This is a genomic window from Sphingomonas sp. CFBP 8765, assembly GCF_014841445.1.
GTDB lineage: Bacteria > Pseudomonadota > Alphaproteobacteria > Sphingomonadales > Sphingomonadaceae > Sphingomonas > Sphingomonas aerolata.
Genome location: NZ_JACYTY010000002.1, coordinates 26,447 through 50,511 on the forward strand (window position 1 = coordinate 26,447; position 24,065 = coordinate 50,511).

A 24,065-nucleotide genomic window follows, 5' to 3' on the forward strand; every position below is an offset into this window, starting at 1 on the left:
TCAGTCCACAGGCGGCTCATCCGTAGGGGGAGCCGCGGCGGGCTCGGCCGCCGCGGCACGCGCCTGCGCCTTGCGACGGCGCAGATTCTCGCGCAGCGCGGCGGCCATGCGGGCCGCTTTTTCCGCCGCCTTTTCATCGTTCGATTGCATAATAACGCTCTACATCGTCGCGCGACGCCTTGACAATCGTCCCGCCCTCGTCTCTTAGCCCCACTCCGCCGACAGCGATGTCGACGAGTGCTGCCGTAGCTCAGTGGTAGAGCGCATCCTTGGTAAGGCTGAGGTCGTGAGTTCAATCCTCACCGGCAGCACCAGCTTTTTTCATCCGACCGCCGCGTGGACCCGACGTCCCGCCGGCCCTGCGATAGGGGCCCAAGGTCGGTCACCCCATCCTGACCAAAGTCTGTCGGCAATGGCCGCCATGGCAGCGACGCCTTGCCGTGACGCCGTCCTGTGCCTAAACCGCTCTCATAATACCAATGAAATACCGGAGAGCTGTTATGACGCGATGCATGGCCATGACGGGGACGTACGCGGCCCTGATCGCGACGGGCTTGGCGACCACGGTCTCCGCGCAGGGTGCCGCGCAGCCGGTGACGATGCCCGCCATCTTCCCCGCGCCGACGTCGGTCGCGCTTCAGGCCGGCACGATAACGCTCGGCCGATCGGTGGTGCTCGTCGCCCCCGCCGGCACCGACGGTGACAGCGTCGCGCTGGTCCGCGAGATCCTGCGCGCCGCCGGAGTCACGACGATCACGACCGCACGGCGGCTGCCCGCCGCCCCCGATCGCCCGCACATCCTGCTCGGCACCGGCGATACCGCGATCGTCCGCGACGCGCTGGCCCGCGCCGGTACCGTCCGCGACACGCATCCCGAAGGCTATACGATCGCCACGCTCGCGGCGGGCAACAGCGGCATCATCACGCTGGCGGGCCACGACGCGGACGGACTATTCCATGCCGTCCAGACGTTCCGACAGCTCGCGGCACGCGCGGTCCTTCCCGCGCTGGTGATCCACGATCATCCCGCGATGCCGATGCGCGGCACGATCGAGGGCTTTTACGGCAAGCCCTGGACGATGGCGGACCGGACGAAGCATCTCGACTTCCTCGCCACCGTCAAGGCGAACACCTATGTCTACAGCCCCAAGGACGATCCCTATGCGCGCGATCGCTGGCGCGAGGCCTATCCCGCGGCGACTTTGTCCGCGCTCGGCACGCTGGTCGCGACCGCACGGCGCAATCATGTCGATTTCGTCTATGCGGTCTCGCCGGGCCCATCTGTGTGCTTCTCCGACCCCGCCGATGCTCAGGCGCTCGAACGCAAGTTCGCCGCGCTGCGATCGATCGGCGTCCACAGCTTCTACGTCGCGCTCGACGACATCGAATATACCAAATGGAACTGCGAGCGGGACAAGGCCAGTTTCGGACCATCAGGCGCCGAAGCCGCCGGCATCGCGCAATCGCGCCTGCTGAACGCGGTTCAGGCGGATCTGCTCGCGAAGGATCCGTCGTCGCGCCCGCTGATCATGGTCCCGACCGAATATTACGACGCGAAGGAAACCCCGTACAAGGCGGCGCTGCGCAAATATCTCGATCCCCGCGTCGTGGTGCAGTGGACCGGCACCGATGTCGTCCCCCCCGCGATCTCGATCGCCGATGCGAAGACCGCGACCAAGGCCTTCGGGCGCAAGACGCTGCTGTGGGACAATTATCCGGTCAACGACTATGCGCAGACCACCGGGCGGCTGCTGCTCGCGCCCTATGCGCGGCGCGAGGCGGGGCTGGCGGGCGAACTGACGGGGATCCTGTCGAACCCGATGAACCAGGAGGCGCCAAGCCGCGTCGCGGTGACCGGCGTTGCTGCGTTCGGCTGGAACGACAAGGACTATGACGCGGACCGCACGTGGCAGTTCGCCGCCCGCGAGCTGGCGGGCGGCGATGCGCGCGCGACCGCGGCGCTGCTGAGCTTCTTCGACACGCAGCATCTGGCCCCGACCTTCGGCAGCCAGCCCTGGCAGCCCCAGGCGCCCAGGCTCAAGGCCCAGCTCGACGCCGTGCGCCTCGCGCTGGCGGAGGGCGATGCGGCCGCCCGCGGTCTCGCGCTCGCGGATCTGGCCAGGGCGGCCGACGCCCTCGCGGCGGCGCCCGACACGATCCGCTCGGGCACGATCGATCCGGGCTTTGCGGACCAGGCTCGGCCCTGGCTCGATGCGATGCAGATCTGGGGTCGCGCGTTGCAGATGACCGCCGCCGGACTTGACGCCGCGAACCACGACGGCACGGCCGCCCCCGGCTATTTCACCGAAGCGCGCCGTCTCGCCGCACAGGCTGCGGCCGTCCAGACCATCCCCGGTGCGACGCGGTTCGACGGTGCGATCCGGGTCGCCGACGGCGTGCTCGACCGGTTCGTCGCGGATGCCCCGACGCTGATCGCCGCCGCATCCGCCCCAGCCGTTTCGGCCTCCGCCGAAGCCGTGCGGTAGCGTCGGCGGCGCCGCGCGTCGCGCGTCAGTGCGCGATCGCGTGGAGCGCCGACGCCTCGGTCGCGGGCAGCTGGTCGATGCCGCTGGCGGGCACCTGGAACAGGCCGCGCGCGTCAGCGCGGCTCCCCGCCGCGTTGCTCGCGCTCCATTTGGCGAGCCACGGCGACAGCAACAGCCCCAGCGTCACTGGCGCCAGCCACAGCGCGGTGATCGGAACGGCGGGCGAGATCAGGAGCAGGGCGACCCCCGCCGCCAGATGCCAGCGATAGCGCGGCACGACATCCGCGATCGACAGCCCGTCGCGATCCCTGTTCTGCGGGCTCCAGCCCGAGGGCTGGCCGCGGAAGATGCTGATCAGGTCCATCGTCTGCGTCAGCATGATGACCGGCGCGGACAGCATCGACAGCGGGATCTCGGCAATGGCTGACGCGATGATCGCCCGCGCCCCCCCGAACGCCGCGCGCCGGCTCCGGTCGGACACCGCCCAGATGATCCCGAGCAATTTGGGGCCGAACAGCAGGATGACCGTCAGCGCCAGCACGCGCGCCGAGGTCGTCGCCTCGACCAGCTTGCTTTCGCCGGCAAAGGCCTGCGCGATGGTCGTCAGGATCAGGACCAGCCAGGCGGGCGACGTCATGTACGCCGACGCCCCGATCGCGAGCTGCAGCCGGTTGACCGGATGGAACCCGTCCGACCCGAGCAGCTTCAGATGCTGGATATTGCCCTGCGCCCAGCGCCGGTCGCGCACCGCCATGTCGATCAGCGTCGGGGGAAACTCCTCATAGCTGTCGTCGATCATGATCAGGTGGACCGCCCAGCCGCGCCGCCGCAGCAAGGCGGCCTCGACCATGTCGTGGCTCATGATCGCGCCGCCGAACGGCGGGCCGCCAGGCAGCACGGGCAGGCCGCAGCTTTCGGCAAAGGCCCGGGTGCGGATGATCGCATTATGCCCCCAGAAGCTCGCCTCCGACCCCGACCACCAGACCAGACCGGCGGTCGAGATCGGGCCGTAGAGCCGGCTGTTGAACTGCATCCAGCGCTGGAACAGCGTGGTCGCGCCGCGGATCGTCGGCACCGTCTGCAACAGGCCGACCGAGGGGCGGCGCTCCATCACCTGCGCCATGCCGATCATCGCGTCGCCGCTCATCAGGCTGTCCGCGTCGAGCACCAGCATGTGATCATAGCCGCCGCCGAAGCGCCGGACCCAGTCGGCGACATTGCCCGGCTTGCGCGCGACATTGTCGGTCCGGCGGCGATAATAGAGCGGGACGCGCGATCCAGGTGCGAGCACCTCCCAGGCCGCGACCTCCTGTGCGCCCGACTCTTCGCCCGAATCGCTCAGCACGAAGAAGGCGAAGCTCCCCGCCTCGCCCGCAGCCTCGATCGCGTGCATCATCCGCGCGATCCGGCCAAATACCGCGTCGACATCCTCGTTATGGACCGGGATCAGCACCGCGGTCTGCCCGGTCAGCGGCTGGCGGTTCTGCGGCACCGGCACGAAGCCGGGATGCATCCGCGTCATCAGCAGGACGAACCCGATCAGCGCGTTGAGAAACCCGAACGCGATCCACGCGAAGAGCGGGAAGAACAGCACGAGCAGCGCGACGTCCCACAGATCGATGCCGTCGCCGAGCAGCGAATCCTGGACCGCCGCGGAGGCGGTGGTGGCGAGCAGCATCGTCAGCAGGAACAGGAGCAGTCGCCGCGACGACATGCCCTCGGGCGAGGTCAGCGTGTCCGAGCCGTTCGACGGTCCGGCCAGCGGGTCGGGCGTCGGCCCGCCGCCGGTGCCGCGCGCCCGGAAATTCTGCAGCGGCATGTCGATCGGGACGTCGGCGGGCAATCGTGCCGGAAGTGCGGGATGACCGGGGCGGCCCGGGCTGTCCACGGTCATGGCTCAACCCACCTGCGTCAGCACGGTTTCGCTGAGCGACTGCCCGCCGCGCTTCAGGAACAGCCGGACATCGGCCAGGACGCCGCGTTCGGGGGCGACATCGAGCGTGACGCGCCAGCGGTTCGGCTGGCCGACGACCGGATAGGCGGCGCTAGCGAGGACCCGGCCACGGCTGACATCGGCCTGCACCGTCACCCCGCTCGACCGGTCGAGACCGGCGAGCGTCGCACCGACGAAATCGACGACGACCTTCCGCGCGCCCGGCGTCGGCTCGGCGCCCGGCCGGCCGGCCGAGCCACGCCAGTTCTCGACCGCATGCGCGGCCTGCGCGACCGACGGATCGCGCGACGACCAGGTCAGGCGATAGTCGAACTGCATCGTCTTGCCAGCGGTCGCCGGCGCGGCGGGCACCCAGAAGGCGGCGATATTGTCGACCGTCTCGCTCGCGGTCGGGAAGGCGTACAGCGTCACCGCGCCCTTGCCCCAATCGCCCTTCGGCTCGATCCACAGGTTCGCGCGGCGATCGTAGAAGGCGCCGTCGTCCTGGTAATGATCGAACGCCCGGTCACGCTGGATCAGGCCGAAACCGCGCGGATTGTCATCCTGGAAGCTGTCGAGCGTGGGGGTCGCGGGATTGGCGAGCGGACGCCAGATCCGCTCGCCGGCACCGGTCGCCATCGCCAGCCCGTCCGAATCATGGATTTCGGGGCGCCAGTCGATCGCCGCGGCGCGATTGCCCTCGCCATACCAGAACATGCTCGTCGCCGGCGCGATGCCGAGCCGCGCGACGTCCTTGCGCAGCGTGATCGTCGACGAGACATCCTGGACGACGCCGCCATCGGTCCCGTCGGTGTACCGGCACACGAAGCGGTACGCACCGGTCACGCTGGGCCCGTCGAGAAGGGCATAGACGGTATAGCTCTGCGCGCCCGTCGCCTCGATCCAGAAGGCGGTGAAGGCGGGAAATTCCTCCTTGCCGTCGATCCCCGTGTCGATCGCGATACCGCGCGCGGACAGGCCATATTGATCCTGAGAACCGGCGGTGCGGAAGTAAGAGGCGCCGATGAACGCCATCCAGTCGCTCTTGCCGTCGCTCGACACCGCGCGGAAGCCGGCGATGCCGAGGGCGGCGTGATGCCCGGATTCGGTCTTGAAGAGATCCGCGGCGAAGTCGACCGCGCGCGCCTGCCCGCGTTCGACGACATGGATCGCGACAGGGGTCGGCGCATAACGGCCGAGCGGGAACAAGCGGATGCCGCCCGCCAGCGTCCGTTCGGGCTTGTAGCTGATCGACCCTACCGCATCATAATCGATCGCCTCCGCCGCCGCGACCTTGGCCGGTGCGCGGTAGGGCGCGCGCGCCAGCGCCGCGGCGCGCTGCTGCAGAGCCTCCCAGGAAAACGACTCGGGCTTGCCCAGCGCGGGGGCGGACGACGCCGCGGCGCCGCGCTTGCGGGGGGTGCCCGCCCCCGTCTGTGCCAGTGCCGCCGCCGGCCACAGGCCCGTGGCCGCAAGGGCCATCATGATGTCGCGTCGTGTCGTTTCGGTCATGGACCGCTTATCCGACTTCGCGCGCCGCAGTGCAACAATCGGTAATGCCCCGCACCGCCGCCCGCCCGCCAAACGGGGCCGCCTGCCCCGTCGTCAGGACACCGTGTCGTGTCTCAGAGCGCGTGGAGCGCCGCGAGGATCATGCGCCCGGTGACTTCTGCGGTCTCGGTCTCGGACAGCCGCGGACAGGACAGTGTCCGATGCCCCAGCCCGAACATGCACGCCAGCACCAGCTCCTCCGCGCCGTCGAGCGCATCCGCCGACAACGCGGGATTGGCGACGCAGGCGAGATCGCGCACCACCGCGCGAAACCCCGCGCACAGCGAACCGATCGTGTCCGCGACCTCGCCGTTGCGATGCGCTTCCGCCATAATATCAAACGACAACGCCTCATCCCCCTTGGCGAGCGACCGCCGCGCGAGCTCGACAAATCCGCGCTCGATCGACAGCCGCCCCGTCGACACGTCGTCGGTCAGCTTGCGCAGGTCTGAGAGTTTGGCCTCGGCATCCTCGAGGATCAGCGCCTGGATCAGCGCGTTCTTGCCGGTAAACAGGCGGTAGATCTGGCCGACGCTGACGTCCGCAGCGGCAGCCAGTTCGGCCATCGACGTCTGATGGAATCCCTGCGTCGCATAAAGATGCCGGGCCGCATCAACGATGTGCGAACGCGCCGACTTCTCATGTTGCACTGCACTCAAAATTCCACTCCGGACGACGTTTTAACTTGACCCGGCGTTCGCACGTCCATAGCGGCGGCGCAAGCGGAATGAACGTTCATTCCGGTGAACTCTTCTGCACGGACGTCGGGATGCTCAACATGCAGCGATTGAATCTCAAGGGATCGGTGGCCCTGGCCGCGCTGGCGCTGATGGCGGCGTGCAGCAAGGAAGAGGCCCCCCCGCCCCCGCCGACGCCCACGGTCGGCGTCGTGACGGTCGCGCAGGAGGCGGTGACGCTCACCACCGAGTTGCCGGGGCGGATTGCCGCGGTGGAGACGTCCGAAGTGCGGCCGCAGGTGTCGGGCGTCATCCGCCGTCGCCTGTTCACCGAGGGCGCGATGGTCCGTTCGGGCCAGGTCCTCTACGAGATCGAGGACGCCCCCTATCGCGCCGCGCTCGGCACTGCGCAGGGCCAGCTTGGCGCCGCGCAGTCGCAGATCAATGCGACCCGACTCCAGGCGCAGCGTTACGGCCAGCTCGTCGCGCTGAACGCGGTCAGCAAGCAGGAGGCGGACAACGCCACCGCGTCCGCACAACAGGCGCGTGCCAATGTTGCAGCGCAGCGTGCAGCGGTCGAATCCGCGCGCGTGAACCTCAATTTCACCCGCATCAAGGCGCCGATCTCGGGTCGTATCGGCCGTTCGATCTTCACCGCCGGCGCGCTCGTCCAGACCGGGCAGACCGACGCGCTCGCGACGATCCAGCGGACCGACACCGTCTATGTCGACGTCACCCAGTCGGCGGCGCAGCTGCTCGACCTGAAGGCGGCGATGGCGTCGGGCGGCGTGACGCGCGGCGACGGTACCGCACGCGTCCAGCTGATCCTGCCCAACGGCCAGACCTATCCGATCGAGGGTCGCCTGCAATTCGCGGAAGTGACCGTCGACCCCGCGACGGGCGCGGTCACGCTGCGCGCCAGCTTCCCCAATCCCAACGGGCTGTTGCTGCCGGGCATGTATGTCCGCGCCAAGCTGGTCGAGGGTATCCGCAGCCAGGCGATCATGGCCCCGCAGGAAGGCATCACGCGCGATCCGCGCGGCAAGGCGACCGCGATGGTCGTCACCGCGCAGAACAAGGTCGAGCAGCGCAATGTCGTCACCGACCGCGTGATCGGCGACAAGTGGATCGTCACCAGCGGGCTGAAGCCCGGCGACAAGCTGATCGTCGAGGGGCTGCTCAACCTGCGCCCCGGCACGACCGTCAAGCCCGCCGCTCCGCAGCAGGTCGGCAAGGCCGGTGGCAAGGACGCTGCCGGGAATGCCGCAGCTGGCGGCGCCGCCTCCACGCAGGCCGGGAAGTAACGCCTCATGTCACGCTATTTCATCGATAGACCCATCTTCGCATGGGTCATCGCGATCATCCTGATGCTGGCCGGCGTCCTGGCGATCCGGTCGCTGCCGATCGCGCAGTTCCCCGAGATCGCCGCGCCCAAGGTGACGGTCGCAACGTCCTATCCGGGCGCCGACGCGCAGACGCTCGAGAACACGACGACGCAGATCATCGAGCAGCAGATGAAGGGGATCGACAACCTTCGCTACTTTGCATCGACCAGCGATGGCGCGGGCAATCTCGCGATCACGCTGACCTTCGAACAGGGCACCGACGCGGACATCGCGCAGGTCCAGGTGCAGAACAAGCTGCAACAGGCGACCCCGCTCCTGCCGCAGGAAGTGCAGCAGGCCGGGCTTCGCGTGACCAAGGCGACCGCCAACTTCCTGCTCGTGATCGCCGCCTATTCGCAGGACGGCAGCCATGACCAGGTCGATCTCGGCGATCTGATCGCCTCCAAGCTCCAGGATCCGCTCAGCCGGATCAAGGGCGTCGGCGACACGCAGGTGTTCGGCGCGCAATATTCGATGCGGATCTGGGTCGATCCGTTCAAGATGTCGAACCTCGGCGTCACCGTCACCGACATCACCTCGGCAATCACCGCGCAGAACGCACAGGTTTCCGCCGGTCAGGTCGGCAGCCTTCCCGCGGTCAAGGGCCAGGCGCTCAACGCGACCGTCACCGCGCAGTCGCGTCTGCAGACTCCGGAACAGTTCCGCCAGATCATCATTCGCTCGGCCACCGGCGGCGCCACCGTGCGCCTTGCCGATGTCGCCCGGGTCGAAATGGGCTCGGAAAACTACAGCTTCCAGGCGCGCTACAACGGCAAGCAGGCAGCAGGCTTCGGCGTGAAGCTGGCGCCGGGCGCCAACGCGCTCGACACCGTCACGCTGGTGAAGGCCGAGGTCGAGAAGATCGCCAAGCAGTTCCCGGCCGACGTCAAGATCGCCTATCCGGTCGACAATTCGACGTTCGTCCGGCTGTCGGTCGAACAGGTGGTCCACACGCTGATCGAGGCGATCATCCTCGTCTTCCTCGTGATGTTCCTCTTCCTCCAGAACTTCCGCGCCACGCTCATCCCGACGATCGCGGTGCCGGTCGTGCTGCTCGGCTCGCTCGCCGTGCTTCAGGTCGCGGGCTTCACGATCAACACGCTGACGCTGTTCGGCATGGTGCTGGCGATCGGCCTGCTCGTCGATGACGCGATCGTCGTCGTCGAGAATGTCGAACGCCTGATCCAGGAAGAGGGGCTGAGCCCCAAGGAGGCCGCCAAGAAATCGATGGACGAGATCAGCGGCGCGCTGGTCGGCATCGGCCTCGTGCTGTCCGCGGTGTTCCTGCCGATGGCGTTCTTCAGCGGCTCGACCGGCGTGATCTTCCGCCAGTTCTCGATCACCATCGTCTCGTCGATGGTGCTTTCGGTGCTGGTCGCGCTGATCCTGACGCCCGCACTCTGCGCCACCATCCTGAAGCCGTCCAAGCAGGATCACGGCGACAAGAAGGGCTTTTTCGGCTGGTTCAACCGGACCTTCGATCGCGGCGTCGACAGATATGGCAAGGGCCTGCGCCGCGTCGAAAAGGGCTGGGTACGGACGATGATCGTCTATGCGGTCATCGTCGGCGCGATGCTGTTCGTCTTCCTGCGACTGCCCTCGGGCTTCCTTCCCGAAGAGGATCAGGGCCTGATGTTCGCGCAGGTGTCGATGCCCACGGGCACGACGATGGAAGAGACTGCGCGGACGATGGACAAGCTGCGCGATCACTTCCTGGTCGACGAGAAGGCCAACATTGCGGGCATCTTCACGATCAGTGGCTTCGGCTTTGTCGGCCAGGGTCAGAATGTCGGTCTCGCCTTCATCCAGCTCAAGCCGTGGGAGGATCGCGAAGGCGACGCGAATACCGTCGCCGCGGTCGCCCAGCGCGCGAACCAGGCCCTCGCCGGGATCCGCGCCGGCATGGTGATCGGCTTCGTGCCGCCCGCCGTGCAGGAACTGGGCAACGCCAACGGCTTCGACTTCATGCTGAAGGACAATGCCGGCGTCGGCCACGACAAGCTGCTCGAGGCACGCAACATGCTGCTCGGCATGGCCAGCCAGGACAAGCGCCTGATGCAGGTCCGTCCGAACGGCCTGGAGGATGCGCCACAGCTCAAACTGAACGTCGACCAGGCCCAGGCAGGCGCGCTCGGCCTGAGTCAGGCGGACATCAACACCACCGTCAGCACCGCGTTCGGCGGATCGTACATCAACGACTTCATCGACCGCGGTCGCGTGAAGAAGGTGTTCGTCCAGGCCGATGCGCCGTTCCGCAAGTCGCCCGCAGACCTCGGCAATTTCTATGTCCGCGGCGCGACCAACGCGATGACGCCGATGTCGTCCTTCTCGACCACCGGCTGGACCTACGGTCCCGCACGTCTCGAACGCTATAACGGCGTCGCCTCGTTCGAGATCATGGGGTCGCCCGCACCCGGCGTCAGCAGCGGCACCGCGATCAAGGCGATGGAGGAAATGGCGGCCAAGCTGCCCCCCGGCATCGGCTATGAGTGGACCGGCCTCAGCTATGAGGAACAGCTTTCGGGCGGGCAGTCGACCTATGTCTATGCGCTGTCGCTGCTGATCGTGTTCCTGTGCCTTGCCGCACTGTACGAGAGCTGGTCGATCCCGATCGCCGTGCTCCTCGTCGTACCGCTCGGCGTGCTCGGTGCGGTGCTCGCGGCGATGGTCGCGGGGCTCAACAACGACATCTATCTCCAGGTCGGCCTGATCACGACGATCGGCGTGGCGGCGAAGAACGCGATCCTGATCGTCGAGTTCGCCGAGGAAAAGATGGGTGACGGGATGAATGCGGCGGATGCCGCGGTCGAGGCCGCCAAGCTGCGTCTTCGCCCGATCCTGATGACCTCGTTCGCGTTCATCTTCGGCGTTCTCCCGCTCGCGCTGTCGAGCGGTGCGGGCGCGGGCGGCCAGAACGCAATCGGCTGGGCGGTGGTGGGCGGCATGCTGTCCGCGACTGTGCTCGCGATATTCTTCGTGCCGCTGTTCTTCCTGCTCGTGAAGCGCGTCTTCAAGCAGGACAAGCCCGGCCAGCAGGACGGAGACCGCCACCGTGATGACACCCGTGACGGCGACACCACGACCCACGACCAGCGGCCGCAGGAGGCCTGATCCGATGTTCTCGCGCAAAATCGCTCTGACGTTCGCCGCCGGGCTCACGCTCGCCGGCTGCAACTTGGCCCCGAAATATGTCCGGCCCGAGCTTCCGGTGGCTCCGTCAACGCCGACCGGACCGGCTTATGCGGCGACCGATGCGGCGGGTGCGATCATGCCCGCGGACACCGCATGGGAGGCGTTCTTTACCGACGACCGCCTGCGCCGCGTCATTCGCACCGCGCTCGACAACAACCGCGATGTCCGCATCGCGGTTGCCAATGTCGCGCAGGCGCGGGCGCAATATCGCGTCCAGCGCGCGGACCTGTTCCCGACGCTGGGTGCGACGGGCAGCGCAACCTATCAGAAGTCCCCCTTCGGCGCCGTCGGTGGCGGTACGGGCGGCACGACGGGCGGCGGTACTGGAGGCGGCAACGGCGGCGGCGGCACCGGTGCCGGGGCGGTCGCCGGCGGCGGCCGGTTCGATATCTATTCGGCCAATCTCGGCGTCTCGGCCTGGGAGATCGATCTGTTCGGCCGGGTCCGCAATCTGACCCAGGCGCAGCAGCAGGCCTATTTCGCCGCGGAGGAAAACCGCAACGCCGCGCAGGTGTCGCTGATCGCGGAAACCGCGACAGCCTGGCTGACGATGGCGGCGGACCAGGATCGGCTGAAGATCGCGCAGGACACCGAACGGGCCTTTGGGGAAACGCTCAAGCTGACGCAGGATCGATTCCGCATCGGCATCGCGTCCGAACTCGAAGTGCGCCAGGCGCGGACGACCTATGACCAGGCGCGCTCCGACATCGCCGACGCGACGACGCTCATCGCGCAGGACCAGAACGCACTCAACCTGCTCGCAGGCACCACGCTGAGCGCCGACCTGCTGCCGGCCCGGATGCCGGAGAAGACGCCGACGCTGGAAAACCTGCCCGCCAACCTGTCCTCCGAAGTCCTGCTGCGCCGCCCCGACGTCGCGGCCGCCGAGCATCAGCTGATTGCGGCGAACGCCAATATCGGTGCGGCCCGCGCGGCGTTCTTCCCCAATATCTCGCTGACCGCGTCGCTCGGCACGCTGAGCCTCGGCCTGTCGAACCTGTTCGGCAAGGGCAGCGAATCCTGGTCGGTCGCGCCGTCGATCACGCAGCCGATCTTCGACTTCGGTCGCAACAAGGGCAATCTGGACTACGCCAAGGCCTCGCGCGACGCGATGCTCGCTACCTATGAGAAGAGCGTCCAGACCGGCTTCCGTGAAGTCGCCGATGCGCTCGCGCGCCGCGGTACGATCAACGGCCAGCTCGAAGCGCAGACGTCGCTGCGCGACAATGCGGCGGGCGCGTTCAACCTGTCGCAACTGCGCTTCCGCGCGGGGATCGATCCGTTCCTCAACACGCTCGATTCACAGCGGTCGCTCTACACCGCGCAGCAGAGCCTGCTGGCGACGCGGCTGGTCCGCGATACCAATGCGGTCGAGCTCTATCGCGCGCTCGGCGGCGGGCTGCGCTAACACCGGCCCGTCCCGCCCACCGCGTCATTCCGGGCCAGGCCCGGGTGACGCGGCGGTGCGACGCGCGGTCAGTTTGCCGGTTCGGACAAAGGTGCGAACCGCGCGACCTGCCGGCCGACCAGCCGAAGCTGCTCGAGGACCGCGGGATCGCTCGCCCCGCCCTCGGCATCGAATTTCGTCACCTGTGTGTTGATCGCCGCTGCGAATGGCGTCGGCCAGCCGCGAAGTGCGTGGACGATCGAGCGCAGCGCCGCGATCGTGCTGCCCGTCGCCTGCCAGCCATAGGCGGTCGCGATCAGCCCGACCGGCATGTCCGCCAGATAGGGCCGTTCGGCATCACGTGCGGTTTCCTCGAGCAGGTCGAGCGCATTCTTCACCACGCCTGAGATGCTGCCATGATAGCCCGGGCTGGCGATGATCACCGCCGATGCCGCGCGCACCGCCGCGACAAAGGCACGCTCGTCCTCGGTCCGCTCGGTCGCCTTGGGATCGTAAAGCGGCAGCCGGGCCATGTCCGCGCCGCCGAACATCTGTGTCCGGTATCCGTGTCGCTCGACCGAATCGAGCGCGATCCGCAATGCGCGCTCGGTCGACGACACGCCGCCGATCGTCCCGCCAATGCCGACGACAAGCGGCAGGGAGGGCGATAGAGAGTCGGTAGCTGCCACGGTGTCACCCTGTTCGAACGTCATCATTATGCTCTTCCCCGTTTCGCCCGGTGATGACAACAGGCCAATGCTGTCGCTCAGCGCGCGTACACGTTAAGCGTGCGCATAGGCTTGTCCGAACTGTCATAGAACGATAACACACCAGATGCCCGACCGCTGGAACGATCCGATGCGCCCCGATCCCTTCGACCCCGCCCGATCCGGCTCCGGCATGTCCGGCGAACGCGAGCCCTATGCCTATGAACGCGAACGGTTGATCACCGAGCGCGAACGCCTGCGCGAGAAATATGAGCGCGAGCGACTGGGCGAAGATCCGGACGGCAATTACGATCCCCGCCAGGACGATGGCTACCCCCAGCCCGCAACACCGCGGCGCAGGCGGGGCGGGATCGGCCGGTGGATCGTGCGCGGCACCGGTATCGGCATCATCCTGCTGGTGATCGCGATCATTTGGCTGGCGATCACCGCGCCCCTGTCGAAATCACTGCAGCCGCCGACCCCGCCCTCGATCACGCTGACCGCCGATGACGGCACGCCGATCGCACGGCGCGGCGCGATCATCGGCAAACCGGTCGACGCGGCGACGCTGCCGCCGCACGTGCGCGAGGCGTTCCTCGCGATCGAGGACCGCCGCTTCTATTCGCACTGGGGTATCGACCCGCGCGGGATCGCGCGCGCGGCCTGGGCGAATCTCGGGTCGGGCGGGGTGCGTCAGGGCGGCAGCACGATCACGCAACAGCTTGCGAAGAACGCGTTCCTCGATTCGGATCGCACCGCGACGCGCAAGATCCGCGAGGCGATGATCGCCGTCTGGCTCGAGGCATGGCTGTCGAAGGACGAGATCCTCTCGCGCTATCTGTCGAACGTGTATTTCGGCGACAACACCTATGGGATCAGCGCGGCTGCCAAGCATTATTTCGGCCGGACACCCGCGGCGCTGAACGTCGGCCAGGCAGCGATGCTCGCCGGCCTGGTCAAGGCGCCGTCGCGGCTCGCCCCGACCTCCAACCTCGAGGGTGCGCGCAAGCGTGAAGCCGTCGTCGTCGGCGCGATGGTCGCCGCAGGCTTCCTTACCGAAGCGGAGGGCGATGCGGTCCGCCCGCAACGCGTGCTGGCGAACCGCCCGACGCAACTCCCCAACGGCACCTATTTCGCCGACTGGATCCTGCCCGAGGCGCGCGACCAGGCGGGCGAGGTGAAGACCGAGACGACCGTCCGGACCACGCTCGATCCGCGGCTGCAACGCGCCGCCGAACGCACCGTCGCGCGCGCCGGACTGCGCGAGGCGCAGGTCGCGCTGGTGGCGATGCGCCCCGACGGCCGGGTCGTCGCGATGGTCGGTGGCAAGGATTACCGCAAGAGCCCGTTCAACCGCGCGACGCAGGCGCGTCGCCAGCCCGGATCGACGTTCAAGCTGTTCGTCTATCTCGCCGCGATGCGCGCGGGGATGACACCCGATTCGACGATCGAGGACCGCCCGGTGACGATCGGCGACTGGACGCCCAAGAACAGCGACGGCCGCTATCAGGGGACGATCACGCTGCGCCAGGCATTTGCCCGATCGTCCAACGTTGCCGCCGCCCGGCTGACGCAACAGGTCGGCGTCCGGGCGGTGATCAAGGCCGCGCGCGACCTGGGGATTTCCACGCCCATTCCGAACGAGGCGACGATCGGCCTCGGCACCTCGACCGTGTCGCTGCTCGAACTGACCGCCGCCTATGCCGCGATCGCGCGCGAGACCTATCCGGTGCAGCCGCGCGGGCTGGCCGATGTTCGGGAAAAGGGCTGGTATCAGTCGCTGACCGGCGGTTCGACCGCCCTGCCGCCGAAGATCCATGACGAGATGCTCGATCTGCTCGCCGCCTCGATCCGCAACGGAACCGGGCGGAGCGCCAACCTGACGGTCGATGCGTTCGGCAAGACCGGGACGACGTCGGACAACAAGGATGCGCTGTTCGTCGGCTTCGCGCGCGACCTGGTGGTCGGCGTATGGGTCGGCAACGACGACAATAGTTCGAATCCCGGCCTGTCTGGCGGTGGCATCCCGGCGCGGATTTGGCGCGACTTTATGCAGTCCGCGCTGGGCATCGCCCCCGTCGCCGCCCCCGCGCCGCCGGTCGAGGAAATCGACCCCGATGCACTGCCCCCCGAAGACGGGGACAACAGCGTCCTGCCGCTCGGCGGCGAGATCGAGGGGCTCGGCTTCAACCTGAAGATGGGCGAGGACGGGACGATCTCGGTCGGCCCCGCACGCCGCGATCGACCGGAGGATGGGCCACCACGCGACGATCGCCGGCCGCCCGAGGAGGAACCGGGATTTGACGAGGGGCAGTAGTTCGATCCCCCGCCGTCATCCTGACGAAAGTCAGGCCCCGGGATAACGACGTCGAAGGGGGCGACCCAGGCGAAGCGCCCGTTGACGCCATCACTGCATCGCAGCATGTCCTCACCATGCGCTTTTTCTCCGACAACGCCGCCAAGATCCATCCGCAGGTCATGGCCGCGATCGCCGCCGCCGATACGCTCGACACCGCCTATGCGGGCGATCAATGGAGCCAGCAGCTCGACGGCCGCCTGTCGGCGCTGTTCGAGACCGAGGTCGCGGTGCTGTGGGTGCCCACCGGCACGGCCGCCAACTGCCTCGCGCTCGCCGCGCTGTGCCCGCCGCATGGCGGCATCGTCTGCCACCGCGACGCGCATATCCAGAACGACGAGGGCGGCGCGCCCGAATTCTACACCCACGGCGCCAAGCTGTTCCTCGCCGATGGGGAGGGCGCGAAGCTGACACCGTCGACGATCCGCACCGTTCTCGACGCGATCCCCGACGACGTCCACCGCGTCCAGCCGCACGCGATCTCGATCACCAACGCCACCGAATATGGCCAGGTTTACCGCCCCCACGAAGTCGCCGAGATCGGCGCGCTCGCGCGTGAGCGCGGCCTCGGCTTCCACATGGACGGCGCACGTTTTGCAAATGCGATGGTCCATGCGGGATGCTCGCCCGCCGACATGACGTGGCGCGCAGGCGTCGACGCGCTGAGTTTCGGCTTCGTCAAGAACGGCGCGATGAGCGCGGAGGCGCTGGTGTTCTTCAAACCCCAGCTCGCCGCCGTCACCCAGTATCGCCGCAAGAGGGCGGGCCTGCTCCTGTCAAAGGGGCGATACCTCGCCGCACAGATCCTCGCGATGCTCGAGGACGACCTCTGGCTCGCCAATGGCGAGGCCGCGAACCAGGCTGCCACGCGACTGGCCGCGGCCGCGGGCGACCGCCTCGTCCATCCGGTCGAGGCCAACGAGGTCTTTCTCCGCGCGACCCCCGACGAGGCCGCCGCGCTCCGCGCGCAGGGGTTCGATTTCTATGACTGGGCAGCGGGCGAGATCCGGCTGGTGACCGCGTGGGACACACCGGTCGGTCCGGTCGACCAGCTCGCGGACGCGATCCGGTCGTTATGACCGGGCCGTCCGGTTCGCCGCAACCCCCGATCCAGTCGACGCGCGCGGCGGTGCTGGTCCCGTTCGGGATCGTCACGCTGATCTGGGGGTCGACCTGGCTCGTCATCCGCGACCAGATCGCGGTGGTGCCGCCGAGCTGGTCGATCAGCTACCGCTTCCTCATCGCCGGCATTGCGATGGCCATCTATGCGCGGGTGAAGCGCGAAAGCCTCCTGCTCGACGCCCGCGGCTACGCCTTTGCCGCGATCATCGGCACCGCGCTGTTCACGTTCAACTTCAACTTCGTCTACCGTGCCGAGCATTATGTGACGTCGGGGCTGGTCGCGGTGGTCTTCGCGTTGCTGCTCGTCCCCAACGCGGTGTTCGGCCGCATCTTCCTGGGGCAGAAGCTCGGGCGACAATTGATGCTCGGGTGCGCCGTCGCGATGGCGGGCGTCGCATTGCTGTTCGTCAACGAGGCGCGGGTCGATCCGCATGGTCCGCAGTCCGCGACCATCGGCATCGCCCTGACGCTGGGCGGCGTCCTGGCCGCGTCGATCGCCAATGTCATGCAGGGCAGCGCGTTTGCGAAACGCTATCCGATGGCCCCGATGCTGGCGATCGCGATGCTGATCGGCGCGACGCTCGACGCGACCTTCGCCTGGATCACCACCGGGCCGCCGGTGTTCGAGCTGCGGCTGGGCTATATCGCCGGGATCCTCTATCTCGGCATCTTCGCCTCCGCGCTCGCCTTCCCGCTCTATTTCAACGTCATCCGCGCGATCGGGCCTGCCAAGGCGGCCTATTCGGGGGTGATCGTCCCGGTCATCGCGATGATCTTATCGACGATCTTCGAGCATTATCACTGGTCGACGCTGGCGGTGGCCGGTGCGGTACTCGCAGGGGCAGGACTCGTCATCGCGCTCAGCGCCCGCAGACCCGCCCGGTAATCCGGCCAGGTCGGGGTCCAGCGCAGGACGCGCTTCGCCTTGCCGTTCGCGACCCGCCGGTTCTCGGCATAGAAACCACGGCCCATCGCCGACAGCTGCTCGATCGTCACGAACGGCGGCGCGGGCAGACCGAGCAGCGCCGCGGCGAAGGCGACGACGTCGTTCTGCGACGCCGGAACGTCATCCGCCAGATTATAGGCGCCCGCCGGCGCATCGAACGCCGCGATCACGCCCGCGCCGATATCGTCGACATGCGCGCGACTGAACACCTGGCCCGGCTGGTCTATCCGGTGCGCCTTGCCCTCGCGCACGCGGTCGAGCGGCGACCGGCCGGGGCCGTAGATGCCGGGCAGGCGAAAGGTCCGCGCGCCGATCGCGAGCCAGTCGGCATCCGCCGCCGCGCGCGCACTCCGGCGTCCGCCGCCGATCGGCGCGGTCTCGTCGACCCAGGCACCACCGGCATCGCCGTAGACGCCGGTCGACGACAGATAGCCGAGCCAGGCGCGCGTTCTAAGCAGCGCCGCTCCGTAGCGCGCCAGAACGGGGTCGGCGTCATGCTCGGGCGGGACCGAGGACAGGATATGCGTCGCCGCGGCGATCTCCGTCATGACCGCGGCGGCGTCGTCGAACCGGATCGTGCCGTCGCGACCGTCGCGCGACGTGCCGACGACATGCCACCCGTCCCCGGCCAGGCGGCGTGCGATCCGCGACGCGGTATAGCCGAGGCCGAAGACGAGCAGCCGGCTCATTTCGCGGCCGCCGCCCGACCCATCGGGCCCTTGTAGAGCGTGCCGAAATAGTCGCCCGCATTCCAGACCGGCCGCTCCGCGCCATCGGCGATCTCACGCGCGATCCGGTAGTTCGCATCAACGAACCGCACGCCCTGATCCCACAGGATCGGCTGCGACAGATCGTCAGACGGCTTGTGATAATTGTTCGCCATGAAATAGGCGACCGCGGCCTTGCCCGGCCCCTTCTGCCCCGGCCACAGGAACACCGCCGGGATCCCCTTCTGAACGAAGCGGAAATGATCCGAGCGGACGAAGATTCCCTCTTCGGGCATCGGATCGGGCGACAGGCCGACACCGATCGCCGCGACCGCCGTCTGGACGATCGGACCGAGCGTCGATCGCTCCGCGCCGAACACCACCATGTCCTCGAACTTGTAGGTCAGGATCGGCATGTCGAGGTTCACGTCCGCGACGATATTGGCGAGCGGCACGGTCGGGTGGTTGGTGAAATAATCGCTGCCGACCAGCCCCTTTTCCTCGCCCGTGACCGCGAGGAAGATCAACGTGCGCTTCGAACCCTTGCCGCTGGTCGTGAAGCGCTTGGCTTCCTCGATCAGGCTGGCGATGCCGATCGCATTGTCGAGCGCGCCGTTGTTGAGCGCATCGCCGTCCTTCGCGCCGTTCGCGGGCCGGGTGATGCCGATATGGTCGAGATGCGCGGACAGCACGACGACCTCCTTGCCGAGCACCGGATCGGTGCCGGGAATGACGCCGACGACATTGCTGCTTGCCGCCGGCGCGAAGCTCGTCTTGGTCGCGACCGTCAGCGTGCCCGCAAGCGGTGCGGACCTGAACTTGGCATTGTCCGACCGCGCCTGCTTGGCGATCGCCTTCCACGACGCGCCGAACAACTTGGTCGCGCCTGCGACGCTCAGCGTGCCGAGCGACGGCGCGCCGGGCGCGTCGACCTTGCCGGTGCCGTCGGGGTTGGCCCAGGTCATCCGGGCAGCGTCGTAAAATTGTGCAGATCGCGCGAACGGGCGGGCCTTGGCGGTGCGCGGGCTTTCGAGCGTGATCACGCCGACCGCCCCCTTGCTTTCGGCGGTCCGGGCCTTGGTGCCGCCGGATCCGAAAAAGGCACGTTCCTCGCCGCTGAACCGCGCCGGCGCACCACCGAAATAGGCGACGATCTTGCCGCGCACGTCGACGCCGGCATAGTCGTTCTGGCCGTATTGCGGGGCGTCGATGCCATAACCGACGAACACGATCGGCGCCGACACCGCGGTATCCGCCTTCGCACCGTTGGCGGCGGGGACATAATCTGCCGCAAACACGAGCGGCTGCGCGGCGCCAGACTGCGGCGTCCAGGTGAAGCTGCCCTTGTCCGCGGCCTTGTAGCTGACCAGCGGCACGCGCTGCAGATAGCCGGCATCGTCACCACCTGGCCGCAGACCGGCGGCATAGAATTGCGCCGCGACATATTGCGCGGCGATGTCGAACTCGGGGCTGCCCGCCTCGCGCCCCTTCATCGCATCGGAGGCGAGGAACAGGACGTGCGCCTTCATCGCCGCCTGATCCGCCGGCAGCGGCGCTGCGAGCCGTGCATTGAGGATCGCCGGGTCGGGCTTTGCCGCCGGGGTGGCCGCCGGGGTGGACCCCGATGCGGCTGCCGGTGTCGGCGCGGCGGCTTTCGGTTGCGGGGCCGACGTCTGCGCCAGCGTCGCCGTGGAGAGGGCGAGCACCGAGAGCGCGCCGATGAACCGATACATGCCGAAATCCTCGCAAGACGAACGTGTTGCAGCCGGGTAGCACGCCGGCCGCGACACGCAAGCACAGCCCGGCAAGCTTTGGCTGGCGGAGCCCGCGACGGCCCCTATATTCGACGTCTATGCTCGACATCCAACACAGCCTCGCCCAGCCCGACATCGCTGCCCCGGTCGCCATTCGCCGGGTGGATTATACGGCGCCGGCCTGGCTGGTGCCGACGACACGGCTGGAGTTCACGCTCGATCCGTCCGCGACGCGCGTCATCGCGACGCTGTCCGTCACCCGCAACGGTGACCACCGCGATCCGCTGAAGCTCGATGGGGCAGGCCAGCGACCGCTGTCGATCATGGTCGACGGCGTCGCGGTCAACGACTGGCATTTCGAGGGCGAGCAGCTGGTGATCCCCCTGTCGGGCGACGCGCATGTCGTCGAGACCGAGGTCGAGATCGCCCCCGACCGCAACACCCAGCTGATGGGGCTCTATGCCTCGGGCGGCAATCTGTGCACGCAGTGCGAGGCGGAGGGGTTTCGCCGCATCACCTATTTCCCCGACCGCCCCGACGTGCTCAGCCGCTATTCGGTGCGGATGACGGCGGACAAGGCGCGCTTCCCCGTGCTGCTGGCGAACGGCGACCCCGTCGCACAGGGCGATCTCGCCGATGGCCGCCACTGGGCGGAATGGAACGACCCCTTCCCCAAGCCCTCCTATCTCTTCGCGATCGTCGCCGGGGATCTCGCGGTCAATTCGGGCCGTTTCACGACGATGTCGGGGCGCGAGGTTTCGCTCGGCATCTGGGTGCGCAAGGCGGACCTCGCCAAGACCGATCATGCGCTCGAGGCGCTGGCGCTCTCCATGGCCTGGGACGAGGCGACCTATGGCCGCGAATATGATCTCGACGTGTTCAACATCGTCGCGGTCGACGACTTCAACTTCGGCGCGATGGAGAACAAGGGGCTCAACATCTTCAACTCGCGCTACATCCTGGCCGACCCCGATACCGCGACCGATTACGACTATGACGCGATCGCCGCGGTCGTCGCGCATGAATATTTCCACAACTGGTCGGGCAACCGGATCACCTGCCGCGACTGGTTCCAGCTGTCGCTGAAGGAGGGCTTCACGGTCTATCGCGACCAGGGTTTCTCCGCCGACCAGGGCAGCCGTGCGGTCAAGCGGATCGAGGACGTCCGCGGCCTGCGTGCGTCGCAGTTTCCCGAGGATTCAGGGCCGCTCGCGCATCCCGTCCGCCCCGAATCCTATCAGGAGATCTCCAACTTCTACACCGCGACGATCTACAACAAGGGCGCCGAGCTGATCCGCATGATGGCGGCGATCCTCGGGCCGAAGAACTTCCGGGCGGGGACCGATCTGTATTTCGACCGCTTCGACGGCACCGCCGCGACCTGCGAGGATTTCGTCGCCAGCATGGAAGAGGCGAGCGGGATCGATCTGACGCAGTTCCGCCTCTGGTATTCGCAGGCGGGCACCCCGCGCCTCTCGGCGAGCCTGTCGCATGATCCCGTGGCGCAGAGCGCGACGCTGACCCTGGCACAGCATGTACCCGCCACGCCGGGCCAGCCGGACAAGGCGCCGATGGTCCTGCCGCTCGCGATCAAGCTGTTCGGCGCCGACACGGGCACCGCGCTGATCGACGAACGGCTCGTCCTGCTCGACGGGCCGGGCGAGACGATCCGGTTCGAGGGGATCGACGAACGCCCGGTCCTGTCGATCAATCGCGGCTTTTCCGCGCCGGTCGTGGTCGAAAGCGATCGCAGCGCCGCGGATCTCGCCTTTCTCAGCGCGCATGACGACGATCCCTTCGCGCGGTACGAGGCGATGCAGCAGCTGATGCTCGAGACGCTCGTGGCCAGCGCGAGCACGGGTCGCGCGGAGCATGACGGTGTGATCGCCGCGGTCGCCCGGACGCTGGAGGATCCCGATCTCGACCCCGCCTTCATCGCCGAAGCGGTGATGCTCCCCTCCGAGAGTTTTATCGGCGACCAGATGCGGATCGTCGATCCCGACGCCATCTTCCGCGCGCGCGACGGCCTGCGTCGCGATCTCGGCACGCAGCTCGAACGCCAGTGGCGCCAGGCGCATGCGCGCGCCGGTTCGGCACCCTTTGCCTATACGCCCGAGGGCAAGGGCCTGCGCCGGCTGCGCTCGGTCGCGCTCGCCTATATCATGGCGAGCGACGCCCCCGACGCCGCCGAACTGGCACTCGCGCAGTTCGAGGGGGCGGACAACATGACCGACCGCCAGGGCGCGCTGACCGCGCTCGTCAGCTCGACGGCGGCACAGCGCGACGCGGCGCTCGACCGCTTCTACGCGCGCTACAGCAGCAATCCGCTGGTGCTCGACAAGTGGTTCCAGACCCAGGCCCAGTCGTCGCGCGACGATACCGGCACGGTCGTCGCGGCGCTCGCCCGCCATCCCGACTTCACGCTGACCAATCCGAACCGCGCGCGCGCGCTCATCGGCGCGTTCGCGGCGAACCAGCGCGCCTTCCATGCGATCGACGGCAGCGGCTATCGCTTCCTCGCGGATCATCTGATCGCGCTCGACCGGCTCAATCCGCAGACGGCGGCAAAGCTCCTGCCGCCGCTTGGTCGCTGGCGCCGGTTCGACGCCAAACGCGCCGGGCTGATGCGCGCGGAACTCGAGCGGATCCTGAACACGCCCGGCTTGTCGCGCGACATGGTCGAGCAGAGCTCGAAAAGCCTCGAGGGCTAGGATCCGGGCCGTATTCGGCCCGGACGGCGCCGCGTCAGAAGAGGCGGCCGCCGTTCGGGACGGGCTCGGACGGTGCGATCAGCACGACCTTGCCGTCGGCATCGGGAAAGCCCAGCGTCAGCACCTCGGACATCATCGGCCCGATCTGCCGCGGTGGAAAATTGACCACCGCGGCGACTTGGCGGCCGACGAGCGTCTCGGGCGAATAATGGTCGGTGATCTGGGCCGAGGATCGCTTGGTCCCGATCGTGTCACCGAAATCGATCGTCAGCTTGAACGCAGGCTTGCGGGCCTCGGGAAAGGGCTCGACCGCGATGATCGTCCCGACCCGGATATCCACCCTAGCAAAGTCGTCGAACGCGATTCCGGGCTCGGCCATCGTCAGAAGTCCACATTGTCGTAATGCGCGGGCGGCGCGATCAATTCCATGCGCTCGCTCAGCAAGGGACGAAAGCTCGGCCGGCTCTTGAACCCGCGATACCAGCGTGCCGTCTGGTCGTGCCCCTTCCAGTCGATCCCGCCGAGATAATCCGTGACCGAGATCTGCGCCGCGGCGGCCAGATCAACGAGGCTCATCGTCGCGCCGCCGAGCCAGTTGCGGTGATCGAGCAGGTAATCGGTGTAGTCCAGATGCCCCACCGCTGCCTTCATCGCCTCGCGCAGGCCCTTGGCATCGGGTGCGGCGCGGTGCGCGAGGCGCTTGACCATCCGCTCGTGGAGCAAGGGGCCGGTCACGTCGCGATAGAAATGCGTGTCGAACCACGTCACCAGCCGGCGGATCTCCGCGCGGTTGGTCGCGGTGCCGTTGATCATCGCCGACTTCTCGACGGTTTCCTCGAAAAATTCGCAGATCGCCATCGAATCGATCAGCGGCGCGACGCCGCGCGACGCATCGACCATCACCGGCGTCTGCCCCGCGGGGTTCATGTCCATGAACTCGTCACGCCGTTCCCAGGGCGATTCGCGGACGAGCTCGTAGCCGATGCCCTTCTCACCCAGCAGCAAGCGCACCTTTCGCGAGAAGGGACATAAGGGGAATTGATAAAGCTGCCACATAGCGTCCGTTTAGGCGGCATCGGGCGGGTGTGTCACTAGCGCGGGTTTGCCGGTGCGTAAGAAGATTGGGTTCGCGCGGAGGCGCGGAGGCGCGG

Annotated in this window: 17 protein-coding genes and 1 tRNA gene; 9 read left to right on the plus strand and 9 right to left on the minus strand. The window is 67.8% G+C overall.

Going from position 1 to position 24,065, the window contains the following annotated elements:
* Entirely contained in the window at nt 1-150 is a 150-nt protein-coding gene (locus tag IFT87_RS04605) for a hypothetical protein (protein WP_168427513.1), read from the minus strand.
* A gap of 89 nt (nt 151-239) precedes the next feature.
* On the opposite strand from IFT87_RS04605, the gene IFT87_RS04610 reads away from it, so the two are divergent.
* Together IFT87_RS04610 and IFT87_RS04615 are read left to right on the plus strand one after the other, a co-directional pair.
* A tRNA-Thr gene (locus tag IFT87_RS04610) sits at nt 240-314 on the plus strand.
* A 204-nt stretch (nt 315-518) separates the two neighbouring features.
* A complete protein-coding gene (locus IFT87_RS04615; RefSeq protein WP_249403216.1) occupies nt 519-2,486 on the plus strand; it encodes a beta-N-acetylhexosaminidase family protein in 1,968 nt (655 codons plus the stop codon).
* Between the two features lie 25 nt (nt 2,487-2,511).
* Here the strand turns inward: IFT87_RS04615 and mdoH are convergent, their stop codons facing one another.
* From mdoH to IFT87_RS04630, 3 genes are all read right to left on the minus strand, one after another.
* Complete coding sequence (gene mdoH, locus IFT87_RS04620; RefSeq protein WP_192007762.1) at nt 2,512-4,380, minus strand: glucans biosynthesis glucosyltransferase MdoH; 1,869 nt, start codon at nt 4,378-4,380, stop codon at nt 2,512-2,514.
* Nucleotides 4,381-4,383: 3 nt separating this feature from the next.
* Entirely contained in the window at nt 4,384-5,931 is a 1,548-nt protein-coding gene (locus tag IFT87_RS04625) for a glucan biosynthesis protein (RefSeq protein ID WP_192007764.1), read from the minus strand.
* Between the two features lie 113 nt (nt 5,932-6,044).
* On the minus strand, nt 6,045-6,620 hold the full coding sequence (locus tag IFT87_RS04630) for a TetR/AcrR family transcriptional regulator (protein ID WP_320481913.1): 576 nt from the start codon (nt 6,618-6,620) through the stop codon (nt 6,045-6,047).
* A gap of 128 nt (nt 6,621-6,748) precedes the next feature.
* On the opposite strand from IFT87_RS04630, the gene IFT87_RS04635 reads away from it, so the two are divergent.
* The 3 genes from IFT87_RS04635 to IFT87_RS04645 are packed head-to-tail and all read left to right on the plus strand — an operon-like array spanning nt 6,749 to nt 12,632.
* Nucleotides 6,749-7,951 (plus strand): efflux RND transporter periplasmic adaptor subunit, encoded by a 1,203-nt coding sequence (locus tag IFT87_RS04635; RefSeq protein ID WP_031441553.1) that lies wholly within the window; start codon nt 6,749-6,751, stop codon nt 7,949-7,951.
* 6 nt (nt 7,952-7,957) lie between these two features.
* Nucleotides 7,958-11,143 carry an efflux RND transporter permease subunit gene (locus tag IFT87_RS04640; protein WP_192007765.1) on the plus strand — a complete coding sequence of 1,062 codons (3,186 nt, stop codon included), beginning with the start codon at nt 7,958-7,960 and terminating at the stop codon, nt 11,141-11,143.
* A 4-nt stretch (nt 11,144-11,147) separates the two neighbouring features.
* On the plus strand, nt 11,148-12,632 hold the full coding sequence (locus IFT87_RS04645; protein WP_031441552.1) for an efflux transporter outer membrane subunit: 1,485 nt from the start codon (nt 11,148-11,150) through the stop codon (nt 12,630-12,632).
* Nucleotides 12,633-12,700: 68 nt separating this feature from the next.
* Here the strand turns inward: IFT87_RS04645 and IFT87_RS04650 are convergent, their stop codons facing one another.
* Nucleotides 12,701-13,327 carry an NADPH-dependent FMN reductase gene (locus IFT87_RS04650; protein WP_249403217.1) on the minus strand — a complete coding sequence of 209 codons (627 nt, stop codon included), beginning with the start codon at nt 13,325-13,327 and terminating at the stop codon, nt 12,701-12,703.
* Between the two features lie 118 nt (nt 13,328-13,445).
* Between IFT87_RS04650 and IFT87_RS04655 the strand changes: the two genes are divergently transcribed.
* From IFT87_RS04655 to IFT87_RS04665, 3 genes are all read left to right on the plus strand, one after another.
* The gene (locus IFT87_RS04655; protein ID WP_192007766.1) at nt 13,446-15,635 is read left to right on the plus strand and encodes a transglycosylase domain-containing protein; all 2,190 of its coding nucleotides are present in this window, start codon (nt 13,446-13,448) and stop codon (nt 15,633-15,635) included.
* A gap of 116 nt (nt 15,636-15,751) precedes the next feature.
* Nucleotides 15,752-16,753: a threonine aldolase family protein gene (locus tag IFT87_RS04660; protein WP_031441549.1), complete on the plus strand. Its 1,002-nt coding sequence runs from the start codon at nt 15,752-15,754 to the stop codon at nt 16,751-16,753.
* A complete protein-coding gene (locus IFT87_RS04665) occupies nt 16,750-17,682 on the plus strand; it encodes a DMT family transporter (protein ID WP_031441548.1) in 933 nt (310 codons plus the stop codon). The genes IFT87_RS04660 and IFT87_RS04665 overlap by 4 nt, the downstream gene beginning before the upstream one ends.
* On the opposite strand, the gene IFT87_RS04670 is transcribed toward IFT87_RS04665, so the two are convergent.
* Together IFT87_RS04670 and IFT87_RS04675 are read right to left on the minus strand one after the other, a co-directional pair.
* The gene (locus IFT87_RS04670) at nt 17,595-18,431 is read right to left on the minus strand and encodes an epimerase (protein WP_031441547.1); all 837 of its coding nucleotides are present in this window, start codon (nt 18,429-18,431) and stop codon (nt 17,595-17,597) included. The two genes, IFT87_RS04665 and IFT87_RS04670, sit on opposite strands and share 88 nt — an antisense overlap.
* Complete coding sequence (locus tag IFT87_RS04675) at nt 18,428-20,182, minus strand: M28 family metallopeptidase (RefSeq protein ID WP_037527145.1); 1,755 nt, start codon at nt 20,180-20,182, stop codon at nt 18,428-18,430. The genes IFT87_RS04670 and IFT87_RS04675 overlap by 4 nt, the downstream gene beginning before the upstream one ends.
* A 119-nt stretch (nt 20,183-20,301) precedes the next feature.
* On the opposite strand from IFT87_RS04675, the gene pepN reads away from it, so the two are divergent.
* A complete protein-coding gene (gene pepN, locus IFT87_RS04680) occupies nt 20,302-22,914 on the plus strand; it encodes an aminopeptidase N (RefSeq protein WP_037527147.1) in 2,613 nt (870 codons plus the stop codon).
* A gap of 34 nt (nt 22,915-22,948) precedes the next feature.
* On the opposite strand, the gene IFT87_RS04685 is transcribed toward pepN, so the two are convergent.
* Together IFT87_RS04685 and IFT87_RS04690 are read right to left on the minus strand one after the other, a co-directional pair.
* Nucleotides 22,949-23,293: a tRNA-binding protein gene (locus IFT87_RS04685; RefSeq protein ID WP_031441545.1), complete on the minus strand. Its 345-nt coding sequence runs from the start codon at nt 23,291-23,293 to the stop codon at nt 22,949-22,951.
* 2 nt (nt 23,294-23,295) lie between these two features.
* On the minus strand, nt 23,296-23,970 hold the full coding sequence (locus IFT87_RS04690) for a glutathione S-transferase family protein (protein WP_031396481.1): 675 nt from the start codon (nt 23,968-23,970) through the stop codon (nt 23,296-23,298).
* Nucleotides 23,971-24,065: the final 95 nt, after the last annotated feature.